General features: G+C 42.1%; 19 protein-coding genes. 7 read left to right on the top strand and 12 right to left on the bottom strand.

Annotated features, from left to right (window positions below):
* Positions 1 to 34 precede the first annotated feature (34 nt).
* Positions 35 to 448: a DUF1090 domain-containing protein gene (locus tag J6578_RS00260; protein WP_093090385.1), complete on the top strand. Its 414-nt coding sequence runs from the start codon at positions 35 to 37 to the stop codon at positions 446 to 448.
* Positions 449 to 918: 470 nt separating this feature from the next.
* Positions 919 to 1,497 carry an outer membrane lipoprotein periplasmic chaperone LolA gene (lolA, locus tag J6578_RS00255; RefSeq protein ID WP_239364940.1) on the top strand — a complete coding sequence of 193 codons (579 nt, stop codon included), beginning with the start codon at positions 919 to 921 and terminating at the stop codon, positions 1,495 to 1,497.
* A 56-nt stretch (positions 1,498 to 1,553) separates the two neighbouring features.
* On the opposite strand, the gene J6578_RS00250 is transcribed toward lolA, so the two are convergent.
* Both J6578_RS00250 and J6578_RS00245 read right to left on the bottom strand, forming a co-directional pair.
* Complete coding sequence (locus J6578_RS00250; protein ID WP_141683392.1) at positions 1,554 to 1,982, bottom strand: hypothetical protein; 429 nt, start codon at positions 1,980 to 1,982, stop codon at positions 1,554 to 1,556.
* An 81-nt stretch (positions 1,983 to 2,063) separates the two neighbouring features.
* Positions 2,064 to 4,328 (bottom strand): DNA internalization-related competence protein ComEC/Rec2, encoded by a 2,265-nt coding sequence (locus J6578_RS00245; protein WP_287953582.1) that lies wholly within the window; start codon positions 4,326 to 4,328, stop codon positions 2,064 to 2,066.
* Between the two features lie 804 nt (positions 4,329 to 5,132).
* Between J6578_RS00245 and J6578_RS00240 the strand changes: the two genes are divergently transcribed.
* The gene (locus J6578_RS00240; protein WP_093090377.1) at positions 5,133 to 5,849 is read left to right on the top strand and encodes a DUF502 domain-containing protein; all 717 of its coding nucleotides are present in this window, start codon (positions 5,133 to 5,135) and stop codon (positions 5,847 to 5,849) included.
* A 70-nt stretch (positions 5,850 to 5,919) separates the two neighbouring features.
* Complete coding sequence (gene aspS / locus J6578_RS00235) at positions 5,920 to 7,728, top strand: aspartate--tRNA ligase (RefSeq protein WP_100151023.1); 1,809 nt, start codon at positions 5,920 to 5,922, stop codon at positions 7,726 to 7,728.
* 174 nt (positions 7,729 to 7,902) lie between these two features.
* Here the strand turns inward: aspS and trmA are convergent, their stop codons facing one another.
* Together trmA and J6578_RS00225 are read right to left on the bottom strand one after the other, a co-directional pair.
* A complete protein-coding gene (trmA, locus tag J6578_RS00230) occupies positions 7,903 to 8,994 on the bottom strand; it encodes a tRNA (uridine(54)-C5)-methyltransferase TrmA (RefSeq protein WP_287953580.1) in 1,092 nt (363 codons plus the stop codon).
* A gap of 47 nt (positions 8,995 to 9,041) precedes the next feature.
* On the bottom strand, positions 9,042 to 9,758 hold the full coding sequence (locus tag J6578_RS00225; RefSeq protein ID WP_093090371.1) for an SDR family NAD(P)-dependent oxidoreductase: 717 nt from the start codon (positions 9,756 to 9,758) through the stop codon (positions 9,042 to 9,044).
* 388 nt (positions 9,759 to 10,146) lie between these two features.
* Here J6578_RS00225 and bioB point away from each other — a divergent pair, with 388 nt between their 5' ends.
* Together bioB and tadA are read left to right on the top strand one after the other, a co-directional pair.
* Positions 10,147 to 11,172: a biotin synthase BioB gene (gene bioB, locus J6578_RS00220; protein WP_287953578.1), complete on the top strand. Its 1,026-nt coding sequence runs from the start codon at positions 10,147 to 10,149 to the stop codon at positions 11,170 to 11,172.
* 323 nt (positions 11,173 to 11,495) lie between these two features.
* Complete coding sequence (gene tadA, locus J6578_RS00215) at positions 11,496 to 12,263, top strand: tRNA adenosine(34) deaminase TadA (protein WP_287953576.1); 768 nt, start codon at positions 11,496 to 11,498, stop codon at positions 12,261 to 12,263.
* A gap of 60 nt (positions 12,264 to 12,323) precedes the next feature.
* On the opposite strand, the gene J6578_RS00210 is transcribed toward tadA, so the two are convergent.
* The 6 genes from J6578_RS00210 to lpxK form a co-directional block, all read right to left on the bottom strand.
* Positions 12,324 to 13,100: a sulfite exporter TauE/SafE family protein gene (locus tag J6578_RS00210; RefSeq protein ID WP_369796814.1), complete on the bottom strand. Its 777-nt coding sequence runs from the start codon at positions 13,098 to 13,100 to the stop codon at positions 12,324 to 12,326.
* 9 nt (positions 13,101 to 13,109) lie between these two features.
* Positions 13,110 to 13,640 carry a CNP1-like family protein gene (locus J6578_RS00205; RefSeq protein ID WP_093090365.1) on the bottom strand — a complete coding sequence of 177 codons (531 nt, stop codon included), beginning with the start codon at positions 13,638 to 13,640 and terminating at the stop codon, positions 13,110 to 13,112.
* Between the two features lie 130 nt (positions 13,641 to 13,770).
* The gene (adk, locus tag J6578_RS00200; protein WP_100139018.1) at positions 13,771 to 14,418 is read right to left on the bottom strand and encodes an adenylate kinase; all 648 of its coding nucleotides are present in this window, start codon (positions 14,416 to 14,418) and stop codon (positions 13,771 to 13,773) included.
* A 54-nt stretch (positions 14,419 to 14,472) separates the two neighbouring features.
* Positions 14,473 to 15,240, bottom strand: a complete 768-nt coding sequence (gene kdsB / locus J6578_RS00195) for a 3-deoxy-manno-octulosonate cytidylyltransferase (RefSeq protein WP_239348875.1) — start codon at positions 15,238 to 15,240, stop codon at positions 14,473 to 14,475.
* Positions 15,237 to 15,425, bottom strand: coding sequence for a Trm112 family protein (locus tag J6578_RS00190; protein ID WP_037405459.1), 189 nt, complete (start codon positions 15,423 to 15,425; stop codon positions 15,237 to 15,239). The genes kdsB and J6578_RS00190 overlap by 4 nt, the downstream gene beginning before the upstream one ends.
* A 274-nt stretch (positions 15,426 to 15,699) precedes the next feature.
* Positions 15,700 to 16,803, bottom strand: a complete 1,104-nt coding sequence (gene lpxK / locus J6578_RS00185) for a tetraacyldisaccharide 4'-kinase (RefSeq protein WP_353846639.1) — start codon at positions 16,801 to 16,803, stop codon at positions 15,700 to 15,702.
* 69 nt (positions 16,804 to 16,872) lie between these two features.
* On the opposite strand from lpxK, the gene xseA reads away from it, so the two are divergent.
* Entirely contained in the window at positions 16,873 to 18,225 is a 1,353-nt protein-coding gene (gene xseA / locus J6578_RS00180; RefSeq protein ID WP_287953575.1) for an exodeoxyribonuclease VII large subunit, read from the top strand.
* A gap of 653 nt (positions 18,226 to 18,878) precedes the next feature.
* On the opposite strand, the gene J6578_RS00175 is transcribed toward xseA, so the two are convergent.
* Positions 18,879 to 19,742: an ATP-binding protein gene (locus J6578_RS00175; RefSeq protein ID WP_287953573.1), complete on the bottom strand. Its 864-nt coding sequence runs from the start codon at positions 19,740 to 19,742 to the stop codon at positions 18,879 to 18,881.
* Between the two features lie 31 nt (positions 19,743 to 19,773).
* Positions 19,774 to 20,334 carry a tRNA 5-(aminomethyl)-2-thiouridylate-methyltransferase MnmM gene (gene mnmM / locus J6578_RS00170; RefSeq protein WP_287953571.1) on the bottom strand — a complete coding sequence of 187 codons (561 nt, stop codon included), beginning with the start codon at positions 20,332 to 20,334 and terminating at the stop codon, positions 19,774 to 19,776.
* Between the last annotated feature and the right edge of the window lie 116 nt (positions 20,335 to 20,450).

Here is a 20,450-nt window from a genome sequence, read left to right as displayed (position 1 = left end):
CAATATAAAATCGTTAACGCAAAAGGATAAATACATGAATCACTCACGTACGCTCAAAGGTACCCTGCTTGTTCTGGCTTTATCAGTTACCTTTCCTGCCATGGCGGATAACAATTGGCAAACCTGTAAAGAAAAACAACAACAGATTGAACAACAGCTGCAATATGCTCGCGCCAACAATAATCAGAAACAGATTAATCGATTAAACAGAAAAAAAGCTAATATTGCCCAAAACTGTAGCAACGAAGATTTACGGCGCAAATATACCCTGAGAATCGACAAATTAAACTATAACCTTAACGATACTCAGCGTAAACTGGACAAGGCTCAGGCTAAAAATGACAGCCATAAAATCGCTCATTTGCAAAATAAACTGAATGAAAACAAAATTAAACTTCAGCAAGCAAAACAGGATTTTGCTCGTTTTGAGCAGGCAGCAAAACGTTAATTAGTTAAACCAATACTAATGAGAAATCTTATAGAATAATGATTTTTCATTAGTATTTATATTGCGCAATTAATCTTATTTCGTTCTTACATAATTAAAATATAATTCAAATGTTAAAAAATACTGTCATAACAAATGATTTATTTTATGCAATGGACAATGCATGACATATTTTAAGATTAGTATTTTTAATTTATAACTCTGTTTCAAGCCGCTTATTCTAGCTGCAACCAACCTGAAAAGCATAAAACTGCAAATCATTTCTATAAAATCGATTAAAATAATTTTGCCATTTTGTTGGTCGATTGGGAAATAATTTTCACCCCCCATTACTAAATTAACCTACTGAACCGGCAATTATCTGTCAATTTCTGGTTGAACTTTAGCTATAACCCGCTAAAATATTCACCAATAGTTAAGCAAAGGAGTAATCAATGCGAATTTTGAGTAGAGCTGTGCTTAGTGGCGTAATGGTCATCAGTTGTGCACTGGTTAATGCTGGCGGTTTAGATACTCTGCAAAAGTTCAACTCTGATACAGATGGTATATCAGGCCAGTTTACCCAGACAGTTCACAGTAAAAAACGTACTCAAACCACATCTGGGACATTTGCCATTCAACGCCCGGGGCTTTTTCGCTGGGAATACACGCAGCCTTATAAACAGACTATTGTTGGTGACGGTAAAACCGTCTGGTTATATGATCAAGATTTGGCTCAGGTAACCAAACAAGAGCAAAATCAGACAATTGGTGATTCACCGGCAGCCATTCTATCCAACAAATCAGCATTGAACGCCAATTATTCTTTGTCAGACGATGGCAATAGCGATGGCATCGACTATGTTCGTGCCATACCAAAACGCAGTAATACCGGCTATCAGAATATTCGTATAGGCTTTCGTGGCGATAATCTGGCCAACATGCAATTAAAAGACAGTTTTGGCAATCAAACTACCATCACTTTTAGCAAAATCAATACCCATCCACAATTTAACCGCAGCCAGTTTAAATTTACCCCACCCAAGGGCGTAGATGTACTGAGCCAATAATAGCAAGTGTGATTAAATAAAACAGGCAGCTAAAATCTGCCTGTTTTATTTCGCTGTCAGCACCGGTATACATATGTATGTCCGTTATGGGAGCTGCGACACCAGCGTGGCCTGAACATCATCCAATTCATGTCATCATCCCATCTGCGCTGCATTGCCCAGTCTCGCGCCTGTTGTAATTTAACCTGATTCACATAATTATTCCAAGCCAGTTTATAACAGCTCTGAAAAATCGGCAGATTAATCTTTTGCCGGTATTCTTCCGCTATTCTGGCATTGGCAGGATCAGAAAAAAAAGCCGGATTTTGCATTTGTGCCTGCATCAATTCAGCAGTACGCGCATCACATTGTGCAGCCAAATCCAGCTGAAGTTTCTGTTCAGCCGCTTTTTCCGCCGCCGCCCGAGCAGCTTTTTGTTCCGGCGTAGCACAAGCAGCCATCAATAGCCCCATCAAGCCCAAAGAACAAATTCTACGCCAATGCATCTTGAGTCCTTCAATCCGACCAACAAACAATTATCATTATACGCCAATATATTATCCCATTTAGAGGACTAATGTATAAGGCTATTGTAGTATTTTTTCTGACACCGGTTTACGCTGCCAGTAAGGTCGATAGTTATGCAATGGATTCCAATGTAATGGACTGGCAGATAAACGTGTCTGCAAACCTCCCATCCGATCTGTGCGTAACAGCATAATACCTTCCTGCGCCAGTAATTGCTGTACCTCTACATGAGGGTGACCATAAGGATTGGCAAAACCGGCACTGACAACAGCATATTGTGGCGCCACAGTACGAATAAAATTTATATCGCTTGAATTACGGCTACCATGATGACCTAAAATTAAAATCTGGCTAAATAAATTATCACCATAAGCCGTCACTAAAGCACGTTCACCTTTTTTACCTAAATCACCAGTAATTAGTATGGCTTTATCTGAACTCACAACGCGTAACACACAGCTATGTTCATTTTTTCCGCTTTTGGCTTCCACTGGTAGGTTGAGAAATTCAAACCATACTCCATCCCATTGCCAGTTGGTACCACCCTTACATGCTTGTACTGGAAATGAATATGCTTGCGGTTGCCCGACAATAATGCTTCGCGGTTGCAGATGCTGCTTAATCAGCAGCGTACCACCATCATGGTCGCTATCATTATGCGACAACACCAGCGTATCCAGCTGTCTGATACCGGCAGCACGTAAATTGGGTAATAATGCAGATTGTGCCGCATAGGCGGTTCCTGTATCAAACAATAATTCGTGTTTTGCCGTACTAATACTTACAGCCAAACCCTGTCCGATATCCCATATTCTGACAACGGTCTCACCCTGAGCTGGGCGTGGTGGCTGATAACAGAGCAATAGCAGCACAATCAACAGACATAATGGACGTAAATACCAGCCCCGCGGCAGCAGTAATAGCAAAACGGCAATAATCGCCAACACCCACAATGCCAGAGGTGCGTGGGCTGGATAATATTCAGGGGCATAATCAGCTATTGTGTATAGCAAACGCATGGTTTGTTCACTCAGATAAGAGGCAACTGTACGCAAAATATCCAAGGGAATAATTAATGACAGTAAAGCCAGCGGTACCAGAATCAGCGTGAACCAAGGAATTGCCAATGCATTCACAAGCGGGGATATTATCGGTACCGAACCAAAACAAAAAGCCACCAGTACCACCGAAGCCAGCCCAGCTGCCCACTGTGCCAGTACCAACTGCCGCCATTTGGCAGTATGGCCATAGCCCTCACCTGCCCACATCAACACAGCAACCAGTAGAAAAGACAACCAGAATCCAACGCTTAACACAGCCAGAGGATCAAACAGCAACACAATCGCTATCGTTAACCACCATAGCTGAAAAGCACGCAAATACCCGCGTCGCCACGTTAACGCCAGAATAATAATCATCAGCATACTGCGCTGGGTGGGTACAGCAAAACCAGCCAGTGCACTGTAGATAATAGCGGTAAGCACAGCTGTACATCGTGTGTAAATCCATGGCTGGTACACACGTATGGGTAAATACAGCAAGCATTTGCCGCATAACCATGCAGCTAACATCGCTAGCATACCGACATGCAGACCAGAAATACTAACCAAATGATTCAATCCAAGTGGGCGAAATATTTGCCATGCTGCTGCGGGTAATGCAGACTGCTCACCGACGGCAAGCGCTTTGAGCAAAGCAACACCCTGCGGGTAAGCCTGAATCTGTGCCTGCCAGCGTGCACTACACCATACACGCCATTGAACCAGCCATTGCTGCCAGCCAGTTGACGCAGGTAATGCTTTACGCTGCCCTTTGACAATAGTACCCATCGCACCAATATGATTAGCCAGTGCCCAGGCTTCCCTGTTGAAACCAACCTTATTGTTTTCGCCAATAATAGCACGTACTTTTGCCCTTATCTGCCATCTGCTGCCCGGTGGCCATGATTGTTTTGTGTAATCCGTCAGTAGCCATTGCTGCTGTTGGCCATTTGGTAACGTTACCTGTGCCACAAAGCGGCTGCGCTGCTGATCCTGCTGGGGAATATCTGCTACTTGAATAACAACATCTAGTAACTGTGCTTTATCAGTTAGTGGCCATTGCTGTTGCAATACTATATCAGTGCGCCATAACGCAAATATCACACCAGCACAGATTGCACAGCCAAATCGACACCATTGCCAGCCTGTCCACACTGTCAATACAACCAAAGTAACAAAAGCATATAACCACGGCAAAATTACAGGCGAGGGTAATAGATAAGATCCACAGACACCCACAACCCACCACGGTAACCAAGCACTGGCAAAACGCATACTTGTCATATAGACAGTTATAGCTTCCCTAAAAATATATAATTAAATTTTATATTTACACCAAATATATTATACCAAATAAATTTACATTAGTTTCTACTGGTAATCTATTGAAAATCAAGTAAAAATAATAAATAATTCAAGCGTTTCTAGATTAGGAATTTAAATTGACATCAGGTTGTATATTGAATTTCCAAATTTCCCAATAAGCTTTTCCTAAGCGCAAGAGAATATCGGTTCATACATCCGATAATGATTTATTGATAGAAAATACTACCATAACTGATTTGAGCAGAAGATTTAAAGAACCCTGTAACGATCTAGATAAAGATATGTGCAAGCTTATTGACACTATTTCGATGAAAGTTCAGGTAATCCGATTTAAAAGATACAAATAGTGAAATATTAGACATTATTCTTTTATAATTAAATATTTATATAAATATTACTCATGCAACCATTCTCATGCGTAAACTAAAAATTTGAATTGCATATAAAAAACTTGAAATATCTATAATAGAATACCATCATATAACAAAAGACACTTCCCGAATCATACTGAATAAATAGCATATCGGTTTTCAACTTATCGGATACATCTCATTAAAACTAATTTACCGCAAGTTGTGTTTATGCTCAGAAGATTAATTACGGGTAAAGACTGATAAAGACAGCTTATATCTGCACAAACTATCCGTTTAAAATTGAATTTAATCAACTTCAGTAATAGTCGGTGTGAAAACAACCAAATGTAGGTATAATATAGAATTTGATATTTGTAAACTGAGCAGACTAAAAGGACATAACTACACCATGGCGCAACAGCCTGCCGAGAGCGGAAAACTGAAAAAATCCCTAAAGAAATACATGCTCACTGGAGTGCTGGTATGGCTGCCCATTATTGTAACAATCTGGGTAATCAGTTACATCATTGGCATGGCAGATCAGCTTGTCAACATTTTACCGGCACGCTGGCAACCACAGGCATTTTTGGGGTTTAAACTTCATGGTATAGGTTTGCTGGCGGCGCTTATAATTGTATTTTTTACCGGTTTACTGACAGCAAATGTGTTAGGACGCAGAATATTGGCTGCTTGGGACGCTTTTTGGGGACGTATTCCGGTCGTAAAAAGCATTTATTCCGGCGTTAAAAAAGTATCTGAATCATTATTGTCAGATTCCCGCCAGTCGTTTAAAACACCTGTACTGATACCGTTTCCGCATCATGATATCTGGACTATAGGATTTGTTTCTGGCCACATACCAGATAATATTGCGTCTGCCCTGCCTCATCAGACTGGCGATACACCAACAGACGAATATATTTCTGTATATGTACCTACTACGCCCAATCCTACTGGTGGCTACTATATTATGGTCAACAAGAAAGATGTACGCGAAATAGACATGAGTGTGGACGATGCACTGAAATATGTTATTTCGCTAGGCATGGTACAGCCAGATGAACCTCCACATAAACAGTCACTACAGGCTATTTTCCCGTTACACAACCCAGCCAAACCGCACTAGTACCGCACTTGGCAGGGATAATATTCCTGATGACAAAATTAACCGTAATCACTGCAACAAAGGCATTAAAATGCGAACCAACTATTGTGGCTTAATTAACGAGCAATACCTCGACCAGACTGTCACCGTACAAGGCTGGGTACATCGCCGCCGTGACCATGGCGGTGTAATATTTATTGACTTGCGTGACCGAGAAGGCATTGTACAAGTAGTTATAGACCCGGATACACCCGAAGCATTTACCTTGGCCGACTCTGCCCGTAATGAATATGTCTTGAGCATTACTGGTCGTGTTCGCGCACGCCCAGAAGGTACCAAAAACGATAAAATGATCTCTGGCGGCATTGAACTCTTAGCCAAAGAAATTGATATACTCAATACTGCCGCTACCCCTCCTTTTCTGATTGATGATGAAAGCATCAGTGAAAATGTGCGCCTAACCAACAGGGTAATTGATTTGCGCCGTCCAGTTATGCAGAATAATCTGCGTCTGCGCTACCGTGTCGCTATGGCTGTACGCCGTTATCTGGATAGTCAGGGATTTATTGATATCGAAACACCGATGCTTACCCGCTCCACTCCAGAAGGCGCCCGCGATTATCTAGTGCCAAGCCGTGTCTTCCCGGGTGAGTTTTTTGCCCTGCCTCAGTCTCCTCAATTATTCAAACAATTACTGATGGTGGCGGGATTTGACCGTTACTACCAGATTGTTAAATGTTTCCGTGATGAAGATTTACGTGCTGACCGTCAACCTGAATTTACCCAGATTGACTTAGAGACTTCGTTCCTTAGCGAAAACGAAATCATGGATATCACGGAAAACATGGTTAAACTGGTATTTCAGGAAGCATTATCCGTAGATCTGCCAACTTTCCCACGCATGAGCTGGCATGACGCCATGTTCCTGTATGGTTCAGACAAGCCGGATTTACGAGTAAACCTGCAATTTACCGAGCTTACAGATGTCATGAAAACGGAAGAATTTAAAGTATTCCGTGCTGCTGCCGACATGAAAAACGGCCGAGTTGTGGCATTGCGCGTACCTAACGGTGCCGGATTGAGCCGTAAAGAAATCGATACTTATACCGAGTTTGTAGGCATCTATGGTGCCAAAGGTCTGGCTTATATTAAGGTTAACGATATCAGCAAGATAAACAATAGCGAAGACAGTGGCTTGCAGTCTCCGATTGTGAAATTTCTCTCTGATAGCGCATTGCAGTCGATTATTGAAAAAACCGGCGCTCAGAATGGCGATATCATTTTCTTTGGCGCAGACAAGGCAAAAGTCGTGAATGAAGCCATTGGTGCCCTGCGTATCAAAATTGGCCATGAACACGGTGCAGCCAATGGCTACTTTACCGAAGAATGGCGCCCATTATGGGTAGTTGATTTCCCCATGTTTGAATATGATGAAGAAGAACAACGCTGGTCTGCCATGCATCACCCGTTTACTGCACCCAAAGCGGGCCATGAAGACCTACTGGTAAGCGCACCTGAACAATGCCTTGCCCGTGCTTATGATATGGTGTTAAACGGCTGGGAAATCGGTGGTGGTTCCATCCGTATTCATCGTGCTGACATTCAGGAAAAAGTATTTGCTGCATTAAAAATTACGCCAGAAGAACAACAGAATAAATTCGGTTTTCTACTAAGCAACCTGAAATTCGGTGCGCCACCTCATGGTGGTCTGGCTTTCGGTCTGGATCGTCTGGTTACATTGATGGCTGGTGCTGACTCTATTCGTGACGTTATTGCTTTCCCGAAAACACAACGTTCACAGGACTTACTGGTAGATGCACCAAATCATGTTGATGAAAAACAACTGCGTGAATTAGGCTTGCGCTTACGTCAGAAAGCTCAAACTGAAGAACAGAATTAATTGCTTTATGCAATAAAAAACTGCCTGATAGCTGTCAGGCAGTTTTTTTATCAGAATCATCATTGATGATGAGAGTTAAAATAGAATGGGTATCAAAGCTAAATCAAGCCAGAATCAGCGCGTTTTAAAATTCAGAGCACAGGACTAAAACGAATAATATTAATTATTGATTAATCAACGCTTTTTTAACCAGACACCCGATTCAATATGTGGAGTAAAGGGAAATTGGTCAAACATCGCCGCCCGCTTAACTTCATGCGTAGTTAGAAGTATTTGCAGGTTTTCGTGCAAAGTCACAGGATTGCAGGAAACATAAATGATATTGTCAAATTTTTGTAACAATTCAAGCGTTGCCTGATCAATACCGGCTCGCGGAGGATCGACAAAAACCGAACTGAACTGATAATCAGCCAGATTAATGTGCTCGCTTGCCAGACGCTGAAAAGTTCTGACACCGGTATAAGCCTCAGTAAATTCCTCAGCCGACAGCCGAGCCAGCGCAATATTAGTTATCTGGTTGATTGCAATATTCCAGCGTGCAGCCTGCACAGAAGTTTTTGATACCTCAGTAGCCAGTACTCGGCGAAAATGGCGTGATAGAGGCAGAGTAAAATTACCATTACCGCAATATAGTTCCAGCAAGTCTCCGGTATTAATCGTTTGCGCCACATTCACAGCCCAACTCAGCATAGACTGACACACTTCTGCATTGGGTTGAGTAAAGCCCCCTTCCAACTGTTTATACTGAAATATCTCCTGATTTACATTTAAGCGTTCAATAACATAATCACGCTCCAAAACCACTTTCTGCCCCCGACTGCGTCCCAAAACCTGAACACCCAATTCGGCAGCCAATTTGCTGGCTGCGTGCATCCAGCCATCATCCAGCTTTTTGTGATAAATCAGCGTTACCAGCGTGTCACCTGCCAGCGTGGTTAAAAACTCAACCTGAAACAGCCGTGCCTTTAACAACTCGCTGGCCTGTATACAATCCAACAGCTTGGGCATCAATGAATTTATATTTTCATGGGCGACAGAAAAATTACACAATTTGTGAACATTGCCGGCGCTGGCTTTTTCACCCGGCGTAAACATAGCATAACTGCACTCATCCCCATCATGCCAGATGCGAAATTCAGCGCGCATCCGGTAATGCGATGCAGGCGAAGTAAAAACCTGCACTGGCGGGAAAGCGCAGTCAGCAAATAAATGTTCCAGATAAAGTTGTTTGTCAGACAATTGTTGTTGGTAAGCGGCAGTCGTCATGAAATTAACAGGCAAAACAAAAGGGAACTATTATAACAAACCCCTGTTTATTCCCGCACATCACGCTGAGTTTGCTGCCCATAATCTTCCGCTGCAATCATGGTCGCAACCTGATATGCCGTATCTTCAGCACTTTGTAATTGATTTTTCGCCTTTAAATTAATGAAATTATGTACCAGCGGAAATTTTTCCGCATTCGCCGAACGAATATTCTGCTGCATATTGGTATCCACCACTCCGGGCGCAATACTGGCAATACGTACGCGTGGATGATTCTCGGCAGCTACAACTGCTGCATGCTGATCCAGCGCAGCCTTGGTAGCACCATAAACACTCCAGCCGGCTATAGCATGACGGCCAGCACCACTACTGATATGTGCAATACGAATATCTGCCTTAGTAGCTGCTGCAATAACTGCATTAGTTAATAATAATGGTGCAGTAATATTCACTGCTATCGCTTTAATAATCGCATCATAGTCCTGCTGACCAGTCAGTGCATTCGGTTCCACGATTCCAGCATTATTAATCAGAATCACCTCATTCTTATTTTCCAGATTATTCTGCCAACTGGCTGATTGTACAAGTGTAGCTAAAGCCTCTGCATCAGCAAAATCAATCACATATTGCAATAATCGTTCTGGCGGATTGTCCCAGCCATGTCGCGACAGACCAACCACCCTGATTTCCTGAGTCAGATAATATTCAGCCAGAGCGCGCCCCAAACCGCGATTATGACCAGTAATAATCACACAATTTTGCATATCAAATTCCTTTTCCAAGATTAACCAGATTCACAGCAGAATAATGCCCTAGCCAGACAGAATACTACTTCTGGTTCTCAACCATAATCATTTTAAAACAGCTTGATATACATTGCGTAAAAGATTTACCTCAGCACGATACCATTACCGTTATTATGCCTTTAAAATTTAAAAATATTAGCATAGTCACAAATGATAGCGTATTATCGCAATTTCTAATGCTGAGGAGAAAACCGATGCGAACAGACATTAACTTTTGATAAAACAACATCCGTCTGCACACCTATCCCCATTTCTTGTCAATTTAATAATTTTAAATGGTTGGCAATATAGCATTGAATTGTATGCAGTATTGAAAATCTCAAGCTTATTACTAAAGGAAATTATTATGTCATTGGGCATTATTCGTCATAACTGGGTCTTGCCTGAAGTTATGGAACTATTTCAACTACCTTTTAACGATCTTATTTTTAAGGCTCAAACTGTACACCGGCAACACTTCAATTCAAATGAAGTACAAGTATCAACCTTATTATCGATTAAAACAGGTGCCTGCCCGGAAGATTGTAAATACTGTCCCCAGTCCGGCCATTACAATACAGGATTAGATAAAGAAAAATTACTTGAGGTACAAAAGGTCATAGAGAAAGCCAAAGCGGCTAAAGCCATAGGTTCAACCCGTTTTTGCATGGGAGCAGCATGGAAACAGCCTACCGTCAGAGATATGCCTTATGTCTTAGAGATGATAAAAGGTGTAAAAGCATTAGGCATGGAAACTTGTATGACTTTAGGTAAATTAACATCAGATCAAGCCCATGCTTTGGCCGAAGCCGGATTAGACTACTATAATCATAACTTGGATACTTCACCCGAATTTTATAGTCACATCATCACTACTCATACATACAATGATCGATTGCAGACATTGGCTTACGTAAGAGATGCAGGTATGAAAATTTGTTCAGGTGGTATTCTGGGTATGGGAGAGTCAGTCAGTGATCGCGCAAATTTATTAATTCAATTAGCCAATTTACCACAACATCCAGAAAGCGTTCCCATTAATAATCTAGTTAAAGTTAAAGGTACACCTCTAGAAAATGAACCAGATATAGAACCGTTTGATTTTATCAGAATGATTGCTGTTGCCCGTATTATGATGTCAGAATCCTATGTACGTTTATCGGCAGGAAGGCAACAAATGAATGAACAGACACAGGCATTAGCTTTTTTAGCAGGAGCTAATTCTATATTCTATGGAGATAAATTATTAACAACAGCTAATCCTCAGATAGAAAAAGATCAGGCATTATTTATTAAATTAGGGATTATGGCGGAACAACAGCAGGATTACAGCGATGAAGTACATCAAGCTGCTATAGAACAAGCTGTTATAGAGCAACATCAAGCCAAATAACAAATCAAAAGTTATCGAATTATGACTTTTTAAAATGAACTCAATCATTTCACTTTGCAGAATAGAAATTATTTAGTTGTATCAATGTGGCTTAATTATTCAATACCTCAGTTTTATTTTCCAGACAATTCTGCCAACTGGCAGATTGTCCCATCCTCATACCACAACATGAGCTGCTGGATTTACTGAGCAAGATATTACATTTAATCTGTACATACACAAACCATATTCAGTAATAATCACATAATTTACGCAGATCAAATTCTTTTTTAAATCGACCAGATTTATAGTAGGATAATGGGCAACATTCATTCCATTTGCTTATGAGTACGCCATTTACTACCCCCCCCTTAGCGCCTAAAACCATAGCTATCCTAAAACAGCTTGATATACACTGTGTAGAAGATTTACAGCGGCGTGGTGCCATTACCGTTTTTTTACAGTTAAAAAACATCAGTACAAGTAGTACTGAAAGCGTGTTATGGCAATTTATCGCTTTAGTGGAAAACCGTGCTGCACAGAGCTTGAGCGCTGAAGAGAAAACATTTTGGCGTCAACAAATAAAACAGCATCCACCAGTAGCCCTGTTTCCGTCTGCAAAAATCATGCAACACTGGATGCAACAGGCATTACATGCAGCGCAGCAGGCACAGTTACTGAATGAAGTGCCGGTAGGTGCAGTTGTGGTATACGAAAATAATCTCATTGGTTATGGCTATAATCGTTGTATTACCGACCATAATATCAGCCACCATGCTGAAATACAGGCGCTAACCGCTGCCAGTAAAGCACTGAGTAATTATCGCTTACAGGATTGTGATGTATATGTCACTCTGGAGCCTTGTGCCATGTGTGCCAGCGCCTTAATACAGGCCAGAGTGAAAAGAGTGATCTATGGTACTGCTGAAATCAAAACCGGTGCTGCTGGCAGTGTAATTAATTTATTTAACAATCGCCAGCTTAATACGCATACCGCCGTTCTGGGCGGAATACTGGCAGCTGAATCCAAAGAATTATTGCAGCAATTTTTCCGGCACAAACGCAAATCTAACCAAATAACAAATACGTCTGCCAGCAATACAGAGCTTTAAACAAGCAACCGAAGACGATAAAACTATAATATACCGAGAAAATATTATTTCAAATAAAAATTAAAGTAAATCACAGCCAAATTTACCAATCATAATACATAATAAAATAATAAATCCTTTGCGCAATAGTTTACTGCCACCACGCATAGCCAATCTGGCACCGATTAACCCGCCAGTTAAATTAGCGACAGCCAATGGAATTGCCCAGTGCCACACCACATAATGGTTTGGAATAAAGAAAATCAGTGCGGCCAGATTGGTCGTAAGATTGATGACTTTTGAAGATGCGGTAGCAGTAATGAAATCAAAGGCAAAAAAGCGCACAAATATAAAAGCCAGCAAACTACCAGTACCTGGACCAAAAATACCATCATACAGACCGATTAATGCACCCATAAACAGACCAAAAACATATTCGCGCCGGCTAAGATGGCTCTGACGCTGAACTTGTCCAAGATCTTTTTTCAGAAAAGTATAAACCGCCATCACAATTAAAATAACCAGAATGGACGGTTTCATCCATGCTGTAGGCAGATACACCACAACATGCGAACCCAAATAGGAAAAAATAAACGCAAGAACGGCAGCTGGCAACAACATTGCCCATGGTACCGGAATACGCCTAGTGTATTGTACCGCGGCTACCAACGTACCACTGGCTGATGCAAATTTATTGACCCCCAAAACAACAGGTACACTGGTTTGTGCTGGTAAGGCTCCAAAAAGTCCTGGTATCTGTAACAACCCACCACCGCCTACAGCGGCATCCATCAAACCGGCACTAAAACCAATAATTAGCAACCACCAGATATGAGCATCACTGAACCATTCCACGATAAGTCCTGTCTAGCGCATTGCGCGGGTAGTTATACGTTTCATCAATTCCTGCTGATTACGTGGCAATCCGTCTTCACAGAAAGTCTGATACAGCACAGAACGCACTTTATCCAGCTGATTTAGAGTAGTACCGATTACTTTCCACTGGCTATTGCGTGGTTGTATCCAGCGTTTATTAACATCATCTCCAAAACCGAATACTTTCATGCGTCGTGTAGGACAATGGATGGCTTCAGTAGAGAGATTATTAATACCCTGATTGGATTGCTGATTCAAAATATAATGTACAGTATGGTCAGTATGAATAGAAATACTGTTTAGCATTAATTTTGGCTGGCCTGTATACGTCTGGTTAACATAAATGTTTGCCCATTGCTCATTAGCAGTCGGATAGGCTGGCATCGGCACAGCAAGTTCTTCCCATGCCTGATTCTCATCCGGGCCAATGTAATGTTCGTTATACAAAGTTTCCTTACGAGCTAATGCCAGAGTACAAACACTAAGTAGCATAGTCACCAGCACAGTTTTGGCAATATTCATACCAAAGTCTCCGAGACTGAATATTTTATTCAGCTTAATTATTTGGAAAAAGTATTGGCACAGTGTAGCCAAAATTAAAGACTGCCTGCACTTGAAATTAAATCCGGAAACAGACAGCCTGAACAAAGAATTATAGCTTTAATGCTGCCAATACCTGAATTTTGACTGCTTCCACCGGCTGTGTGCCATCAACACGGATATAATCCGGCGCGGTAGCACCATCCTGTTTGCCATAGAAGTCAATCAGTACTTCTGTCTGTTCATGGTATACCTGCAAGCGTTTTTTAATGGTTTCTTCCTGATCATCGTCACGTTGAATCAGTGGTTCACCCGTTTCATCATCAACACCACCTACTTTTGGTGGATTATATATTACATGATAGGTACGACCTGAAGCCGGGTGCACGCGCCGACCAGACAAGCGTTCAATAATCACTTCATCAGGTACAGCAATTTCTACTACGGCGTCCAGATGTACTTCTGCCCTTTCCATGGCTTCGGCCTGAGCCAGTGTACGGGGAAAACCATCAAACAAAAAGCCGTTAGCACAATCAGGCTGAGCAATGCGTTCTTTAACCAAACCGATTATAATGTCATCACGTACCAGACCACCGGCATCCATAATTTTTTTAGCTTCGATACCCAGTGGTGTACCCGCTTTTACTGCCGCACGCAGCATATCTCCAGTTGAAATCTGCGGAATATTGAACGCAGCGGTAATATATTGTGCTTGTGTGCCTTTACCAGCACCAGGCGCACCCAACAATAAAATTTTCATTTAAACTCCTGAATATATCTATAATTTAATCTAATATACTGTAAATAATAATATTTATTTATATGTATCCAGCCAACTGGCTCGTACACGCTCCAGATCTGTCAACGTATCAACTCCCGCAGCAGGTGCATGAGACGTGATTTGTACGGCAATGTTAAAGCCATGCCATAATACCCGTAGTTGCTCAAGCGATTCTGCCTGCTCTAATGGAGAGGGTGTTAAACCAGAATACTGATGCAGAAATTGTACCCGATAACCATAAATTCCAATATGACGATAGACCGGTATATCCTTCGGCAACACTTCGGCACCGCTGCGCATCAGGTCACGTGGCCAAGGAATGCAAGCACGGCTGAAATACAATGCATTGTGCTGGCTATTCAGCACCACCTTAACACAATTAGCATCAATAAAATCTGCATAATCAGTTAACAAGTGTGCAGCTGTTGCCATTGGAGCACTGCTTTGTTGTAATTGCGTAGCCACTGCATTAATCAGTTCCGGTTCAATCAGCGGTTCATCACCCTGTACATTGACTACACAGTCATTATCAGCCAAATTCAGGATAGTAGCTGCTTCCGCCAGACGTGTAGTACCACTTTCGTGGTCTGTACCCGTTAATACGGCTTTAATTCCATGAGCTTCACACGCAGCCTGAATATCTATATGGTCGGTGGCCACAACAACATTACTGGCTTTACTCAGACGGGCGCGCTCTGCTACCCGCACAACCATCGGTTTACCATGAATATCTGCTAAAGCCTTGTTGGGCAAGCGGCTGGAAGACAGTCGCGCCGGAATCAATACGACAAAATTACTCATTTGCTCGCTGTGCATTCCTCATCAGATAATTCACGCGCCTCATTTACCAGCATATAGGGAATGCCGTCTTTAACCGGATAAGCCAGCCGCGAAGCCTTACACCACAGTTCCTGTTGCTGTGGATGCCATTGCAATTTTCCCTTGCATTGGGGGCATACCAGAATATCCAGATATTTTTGATCCATTTTTTATCCTTTAATACCACACAAGTGGTAAGCGATAGCTATCTTTTTTCATTCAGCCTGATGACCGAATAAGGCATTGCCTGTTAATAATCAACACATAACATTAATGAATGACTTTACCATATATTGAAATGACGATACAGACTACACTGAAATATCCAGCCTGAACAAAATTTTCCTTGTATCCTGATTTCTGTACCATCCATCAATCCTGTACTGACAAGTCAATCTATAGAAATTTTACCAGTAGCCAGCATTAATGACATCTTTTTCATTATGAGCATGTTTTCAATGTATCAGTAGCGCACAATTGTAATCGGGTCTGAATAAATTCAGCCAAATCCGGACAGATTTGTGCCGAAAGAGGCAAAACCCAGATATTATGTTGCAAAGGTGCTGCCAACTTCACTGCATCCTTTTCGGTAATAAAAATCACATCTGCTTGAGGCCAGTCTGCTGACTTAATCACAGCGTGATCGCTCAGCGCGATAGTCTGCTTCAGCTCAATGCCCAAAGTCTGTAATGCCTGAAAAAAACGTTCTGGTCGGCCAATAGCAGCGATAGCTGCACAATTCTTACCAGCAAAGTCTGTTGCTTGTGCAGTCTGTTGTGGCTGGTTCAGGCAATAAAAATCAGCATAATTTAATCTACTGTAACCACACCACTGTGTTTTTAGTATGCCTAACTGCTGCGCTCGCTGCATCGCTGTTGCATCGCCCTGACTGAATATTATCCCATCAGCCAAATGCAAACGACCAAGTGGTTCACGTAATGGTCCATTAGGTAATAAATCCATGTTTCTGCCAATATCTGCTGCCGGAAACACCACAATTTCCAGATCCCGCTTAAGGGCATAATGTTGCAGACCATCATCACTTAGCAAGAGCTGCAAATTCGGATGTGCCTGTAGCAATGCTTTACCCGCAGCCTCACGTGTACTGGCAACAGCAATCGGTGCCTGAGTTTGCTGAAACAGCATCAGCGGTTCATCTCCGACTTCTGAAGCAGTAGTACAGGCATTGATAATTATCGTATCGTTGCTGGAACGTCCATAGCCACGGCTAATGATACCAACCTTAATCTGCCGCTGCTGCAACGCCTGAATTAATGCAGCCACTAAAGGGGTTTTACCCACACCGCCAACATGAATATTGCCGATTACCACCACCGGACAGGACAACCGTTTACTGGATAATAGCCCGACTCGATAAAGCCAGCGGCGCAGCATGGCTATTATTTGAAAAATCCGTGCCAGCGGCCATAACAGTATGGTCAGCCCTGTATGTGGATGTTGCCAGTGGCGTTGTATCAAACCGGCTAACCAGCCCATAATTCTGCTCATAAATGACAAAATGGCACTATACCACGGTGTATACACAGAACTGAAACCCTGTTGAAAAGGTCGTATAATATACGCACCACAATATCGTTCGAAATATGGTGTTTTATGTCTGATTTCTTTGCTCCAGCTGCATTAAGCGTCTCTGAACTCAATGCATGTGCCCGGCAATTACTCGAACAGAATCTGGTTGGTTTATGGATTGGCGGCGAAGTCTCCAATCTTACCCGTGCCGCCAGCGGACACTATTATTTCTCTTTAAAAGATGCCCGCGCACAGGTTCGATGTGTACTGTTTAAAGGCGTGGCACAGCAACTTAGCCAGCCCTTACAGGAAGGCGATGACCTTGAAGTATCTGGAAAAATCAGCATTTATGAGGCTCGTGGTGAATTTCAGATTACCATCAATGCCGTCCGGCATAAAGGTTTGGGGCAATTATACGAAGCTTATGAACGACTAAAACAACAATTAACTGCGGAAGGTTTATTCTCTCCTCAACGTAAACGCCAGCTACCACCCCATCCAAAAGTAGTGGGCGTAGTCACCAGTCTGGCCGCAGCAGCTTTGCGTGACGTGATAACAACGTTACGTCGACGTCATAGCGGCATCAGCGTGATTGTCTATCCAACTGCGGTACAGGGCGCCGGCAGTGAACAGCAGATTGCAGCTGCCATAGCCACAGCCAACGAACATGCACAGGCAGATGTACTGATTATCTGCCGTGGTGGTGGCAGTATTGAGGATTTATGGTCTTACAATGAAGAAATCGTGGTACGAGCCTTAGCAGAAAGTGCTATCCCTAGCGTTAGTGGTGTTGGCCATGAAACCGATTTTACCCTCACCGATTTTGCTGCCGATGTGCGCGCTCCTACCCCTACAGCAGCCGCAGAACTGGTTAGTCCAGATATGGCACAATTACGGCATACCGTTGCTCAATGGCAAACCCGCATTTGCCAATTATTGCAACAGCGCTATTACGATGCTTCACAGAAACTCGACTGGTTGGCGCGTCAGTTAAAACATCCGCAACAAAACTGGCAGCAACAACAGCAGCAACTATCAGACTTGCAACGCCAATTACAACTAAGCATGCAACGTCAGCTCAGACAGCAACAACAAAGTCTGATACAGCAACAGCGCAACCTAAACAGCTTGCGACCACAGACTACCCATGCGCAGCAGGCACTTGCTTACCGTGAACAGCAGTTGCGGCAATTTTGGCAAAATATTCTGCTGCGAGCTCAGCAGCGATTACAACAGCAAGCTTCAGTACTGGAGGCTGTTTCACCTTTGCAGATTCTGGCCAGAGGTTACAGCGTGGTAACCAATCAGCGCGGACACATTATTAATGATGGCAGCAAACTGAAAACCGGTCAGTATCTTAATATCCGCTTCGCCACAGGTGAACGACGTGTACAAGTAGCTCCTGCCAAAGTCCAGTCTGATTTATTTGATAATTAAGCTTTACTGATATAAATCAATAATTTTAAAACGAAAAGACAACCATTAAACGATGAAAATCTATATCGTACTTTCTTAATATTGTTAACAATAAAAATCAATATTAAGCGCAGTAATTAATCAGATTATTTGCTATCTGAAATTGGGATTTTTCTAACAGATTATTTTATTACCATAACGAGTAAGTGAGCACTAATTCCCCTCTATAGTATAATTGAATATTATTTTGGCAAAAAGCCATATCGCATCATGCAAAAGTAAAAATCAAAGAAAATTTACATTGACAAAATCAACATAAACATAAACTTATCTAAAATACAGAGTGGAAATAATCACCTCATTAATAAATTAAAACCGATCAGTAAACTCATTTACAGCATTGAAATCAAAAAACAACACAACACGATTCAACACCATCAATGAAATAGAATCAGATTGTGATAATGTTTATTTTCAAGGAGTAAAAAAGACAGCACTTTATATACAGCCCAAAGGAAAACAATAAATAATTATTTAAATTCTGTTCAAAAAAATTCATTAATAATATATAAGAAAAATCAATTATTACCAAAGAATTTATTCAAACTACTTCATAATTAATTAAGATAGTTTTTAAGTTGAAAAGTCAATAAAAAAATCTTCTCTCAAAAAAATCAAACTTTTCTTTCTTGTGGTTCCCGTCCAACCCAGTCACAGACAAATTGCCACGCCACCCTGCCCGAGCGGCTGCCTCGACTCTGGCTCCAGTTAAGTGCTGCACGTTTAGTGGTGTCATCCAGATGTAAACCAGCTTGTTCCAGCCAATTTTCTACTGCCAGCAAATAAGCATCCTGATCAAATGGGTAAAAGCTCAGCCACAAACCAAAGCGATCAGACAATGATACCTTTTCTTCTACTGCCTCTTGTGGGTGGACTTCGCCACCACTACCTGTCTGGGCCGTATTGTCAGCCATATATTCAGGCATCAGATGCCGACGATTAGAAGTAGCATAAACCAGCACATTTTCACAACGTTGCGACAAGCCACCATCAAGTGTGGTTTTCAGAGCCTTGTAAGCATCGTCACCGTCTTCAAACGACAAATCATCACAGAACAAAATAAATTTTTCTGCTCGTTGCGCCAGCATAGTCAACAGTGCCGGTAAAGTGAGTAAATCACCTTTATCCACTTCCACCAGACGCAAGCCCTGAGCAGCATACTGATGCAATAATGCTTTAACCAGTGATGACTTACCCGTACCACGTGCACCAGTCATTAAAACATTGTTTGCTGGCCGGCCTGCCAGAAATTGTTCAGTATTACGTACCAGTTGACGTCGTTGCTCATCTACTGCTGCCAGACAGTTCAGGGCAAAAGTATGTGGATGAGGCAGGCTTTCCAGAATACCTTTATTACCCAGCTTATGCCAGCGATAAGCAACCGCCGTCCAGTCTGGTTCCTGAGCTAATGGAGGTAAGATGGCGTCGAGCCGCTGTAATACAGTTGTAGCCAGCTGTATCAATTCCTTGCGTTTCATCTCTAGATTCCTGTTACTTTAATTCGTGGTCTTATGCCTGCTTCTGTAACAACAAAGCATATGGTGCATTATGTACCCGATTAATAAAAGCATATTTTAATACTGCTATCTGCTGTTGTGGTAAGCCAGCAGCCCATTCTTGTACTGCTTGAGCCTCAATTCTACCCTGTTCATGCCCCGGATATAAAACCGCAGCCAATACCCCATTGATCGCCAAATGAGCTAAGCCCGCCTGCATGGCTTTTAATGTTGTACTGGCTGTAGTTGTACAGTTTTTATCTGCTCCCGGTAAATATCCCAGATTAAACATGATAGCACTGACCTCACCTTCAATATAATTATCCAGATACTCATGTCCGGCCTCAATCAGCTCAATCCGTTCACTCATACCAGCATTTTTCAGTCTTTTATGGGTTGCCTGCAATGCAGCTTTCTGGATATCAAAGGCCATTACCTTACCTTGTTCACCAACACAGGTAGCCAGAAAAAGAGTATCGTGCCCGTTACCCGCTGTAGCATCTACCACCGTATCACCAACCTGCACTACTTGCTGAATACTGGTATGCACAAAGTCCAGAATATTTAAAAGCATAACCTATTATTATTTCTAGTTGATACATAGCAATATCTGATTACATTTACCAACCAATGCCTATCAAAGGCATCAGCATATTTTCATGTAAACAAAATACCTGCGCCCACAAAGTG

It is taken from the genome of Snodgrassella sp. (genome assembly GCF_024103505.1).
GTDB classification, from domain to species: Bacteria; Pseudomonadota; Gammaproteobacteria; order Burkholderiales; family Neisseriaceae; genus Snodgrassella; species Snodgrassella communis.
The sequence above is the reverse complement of the archived record's forward strand: the minus strand, read 5'-3'. Positions and strand labels throughout refer to the sequence as shown.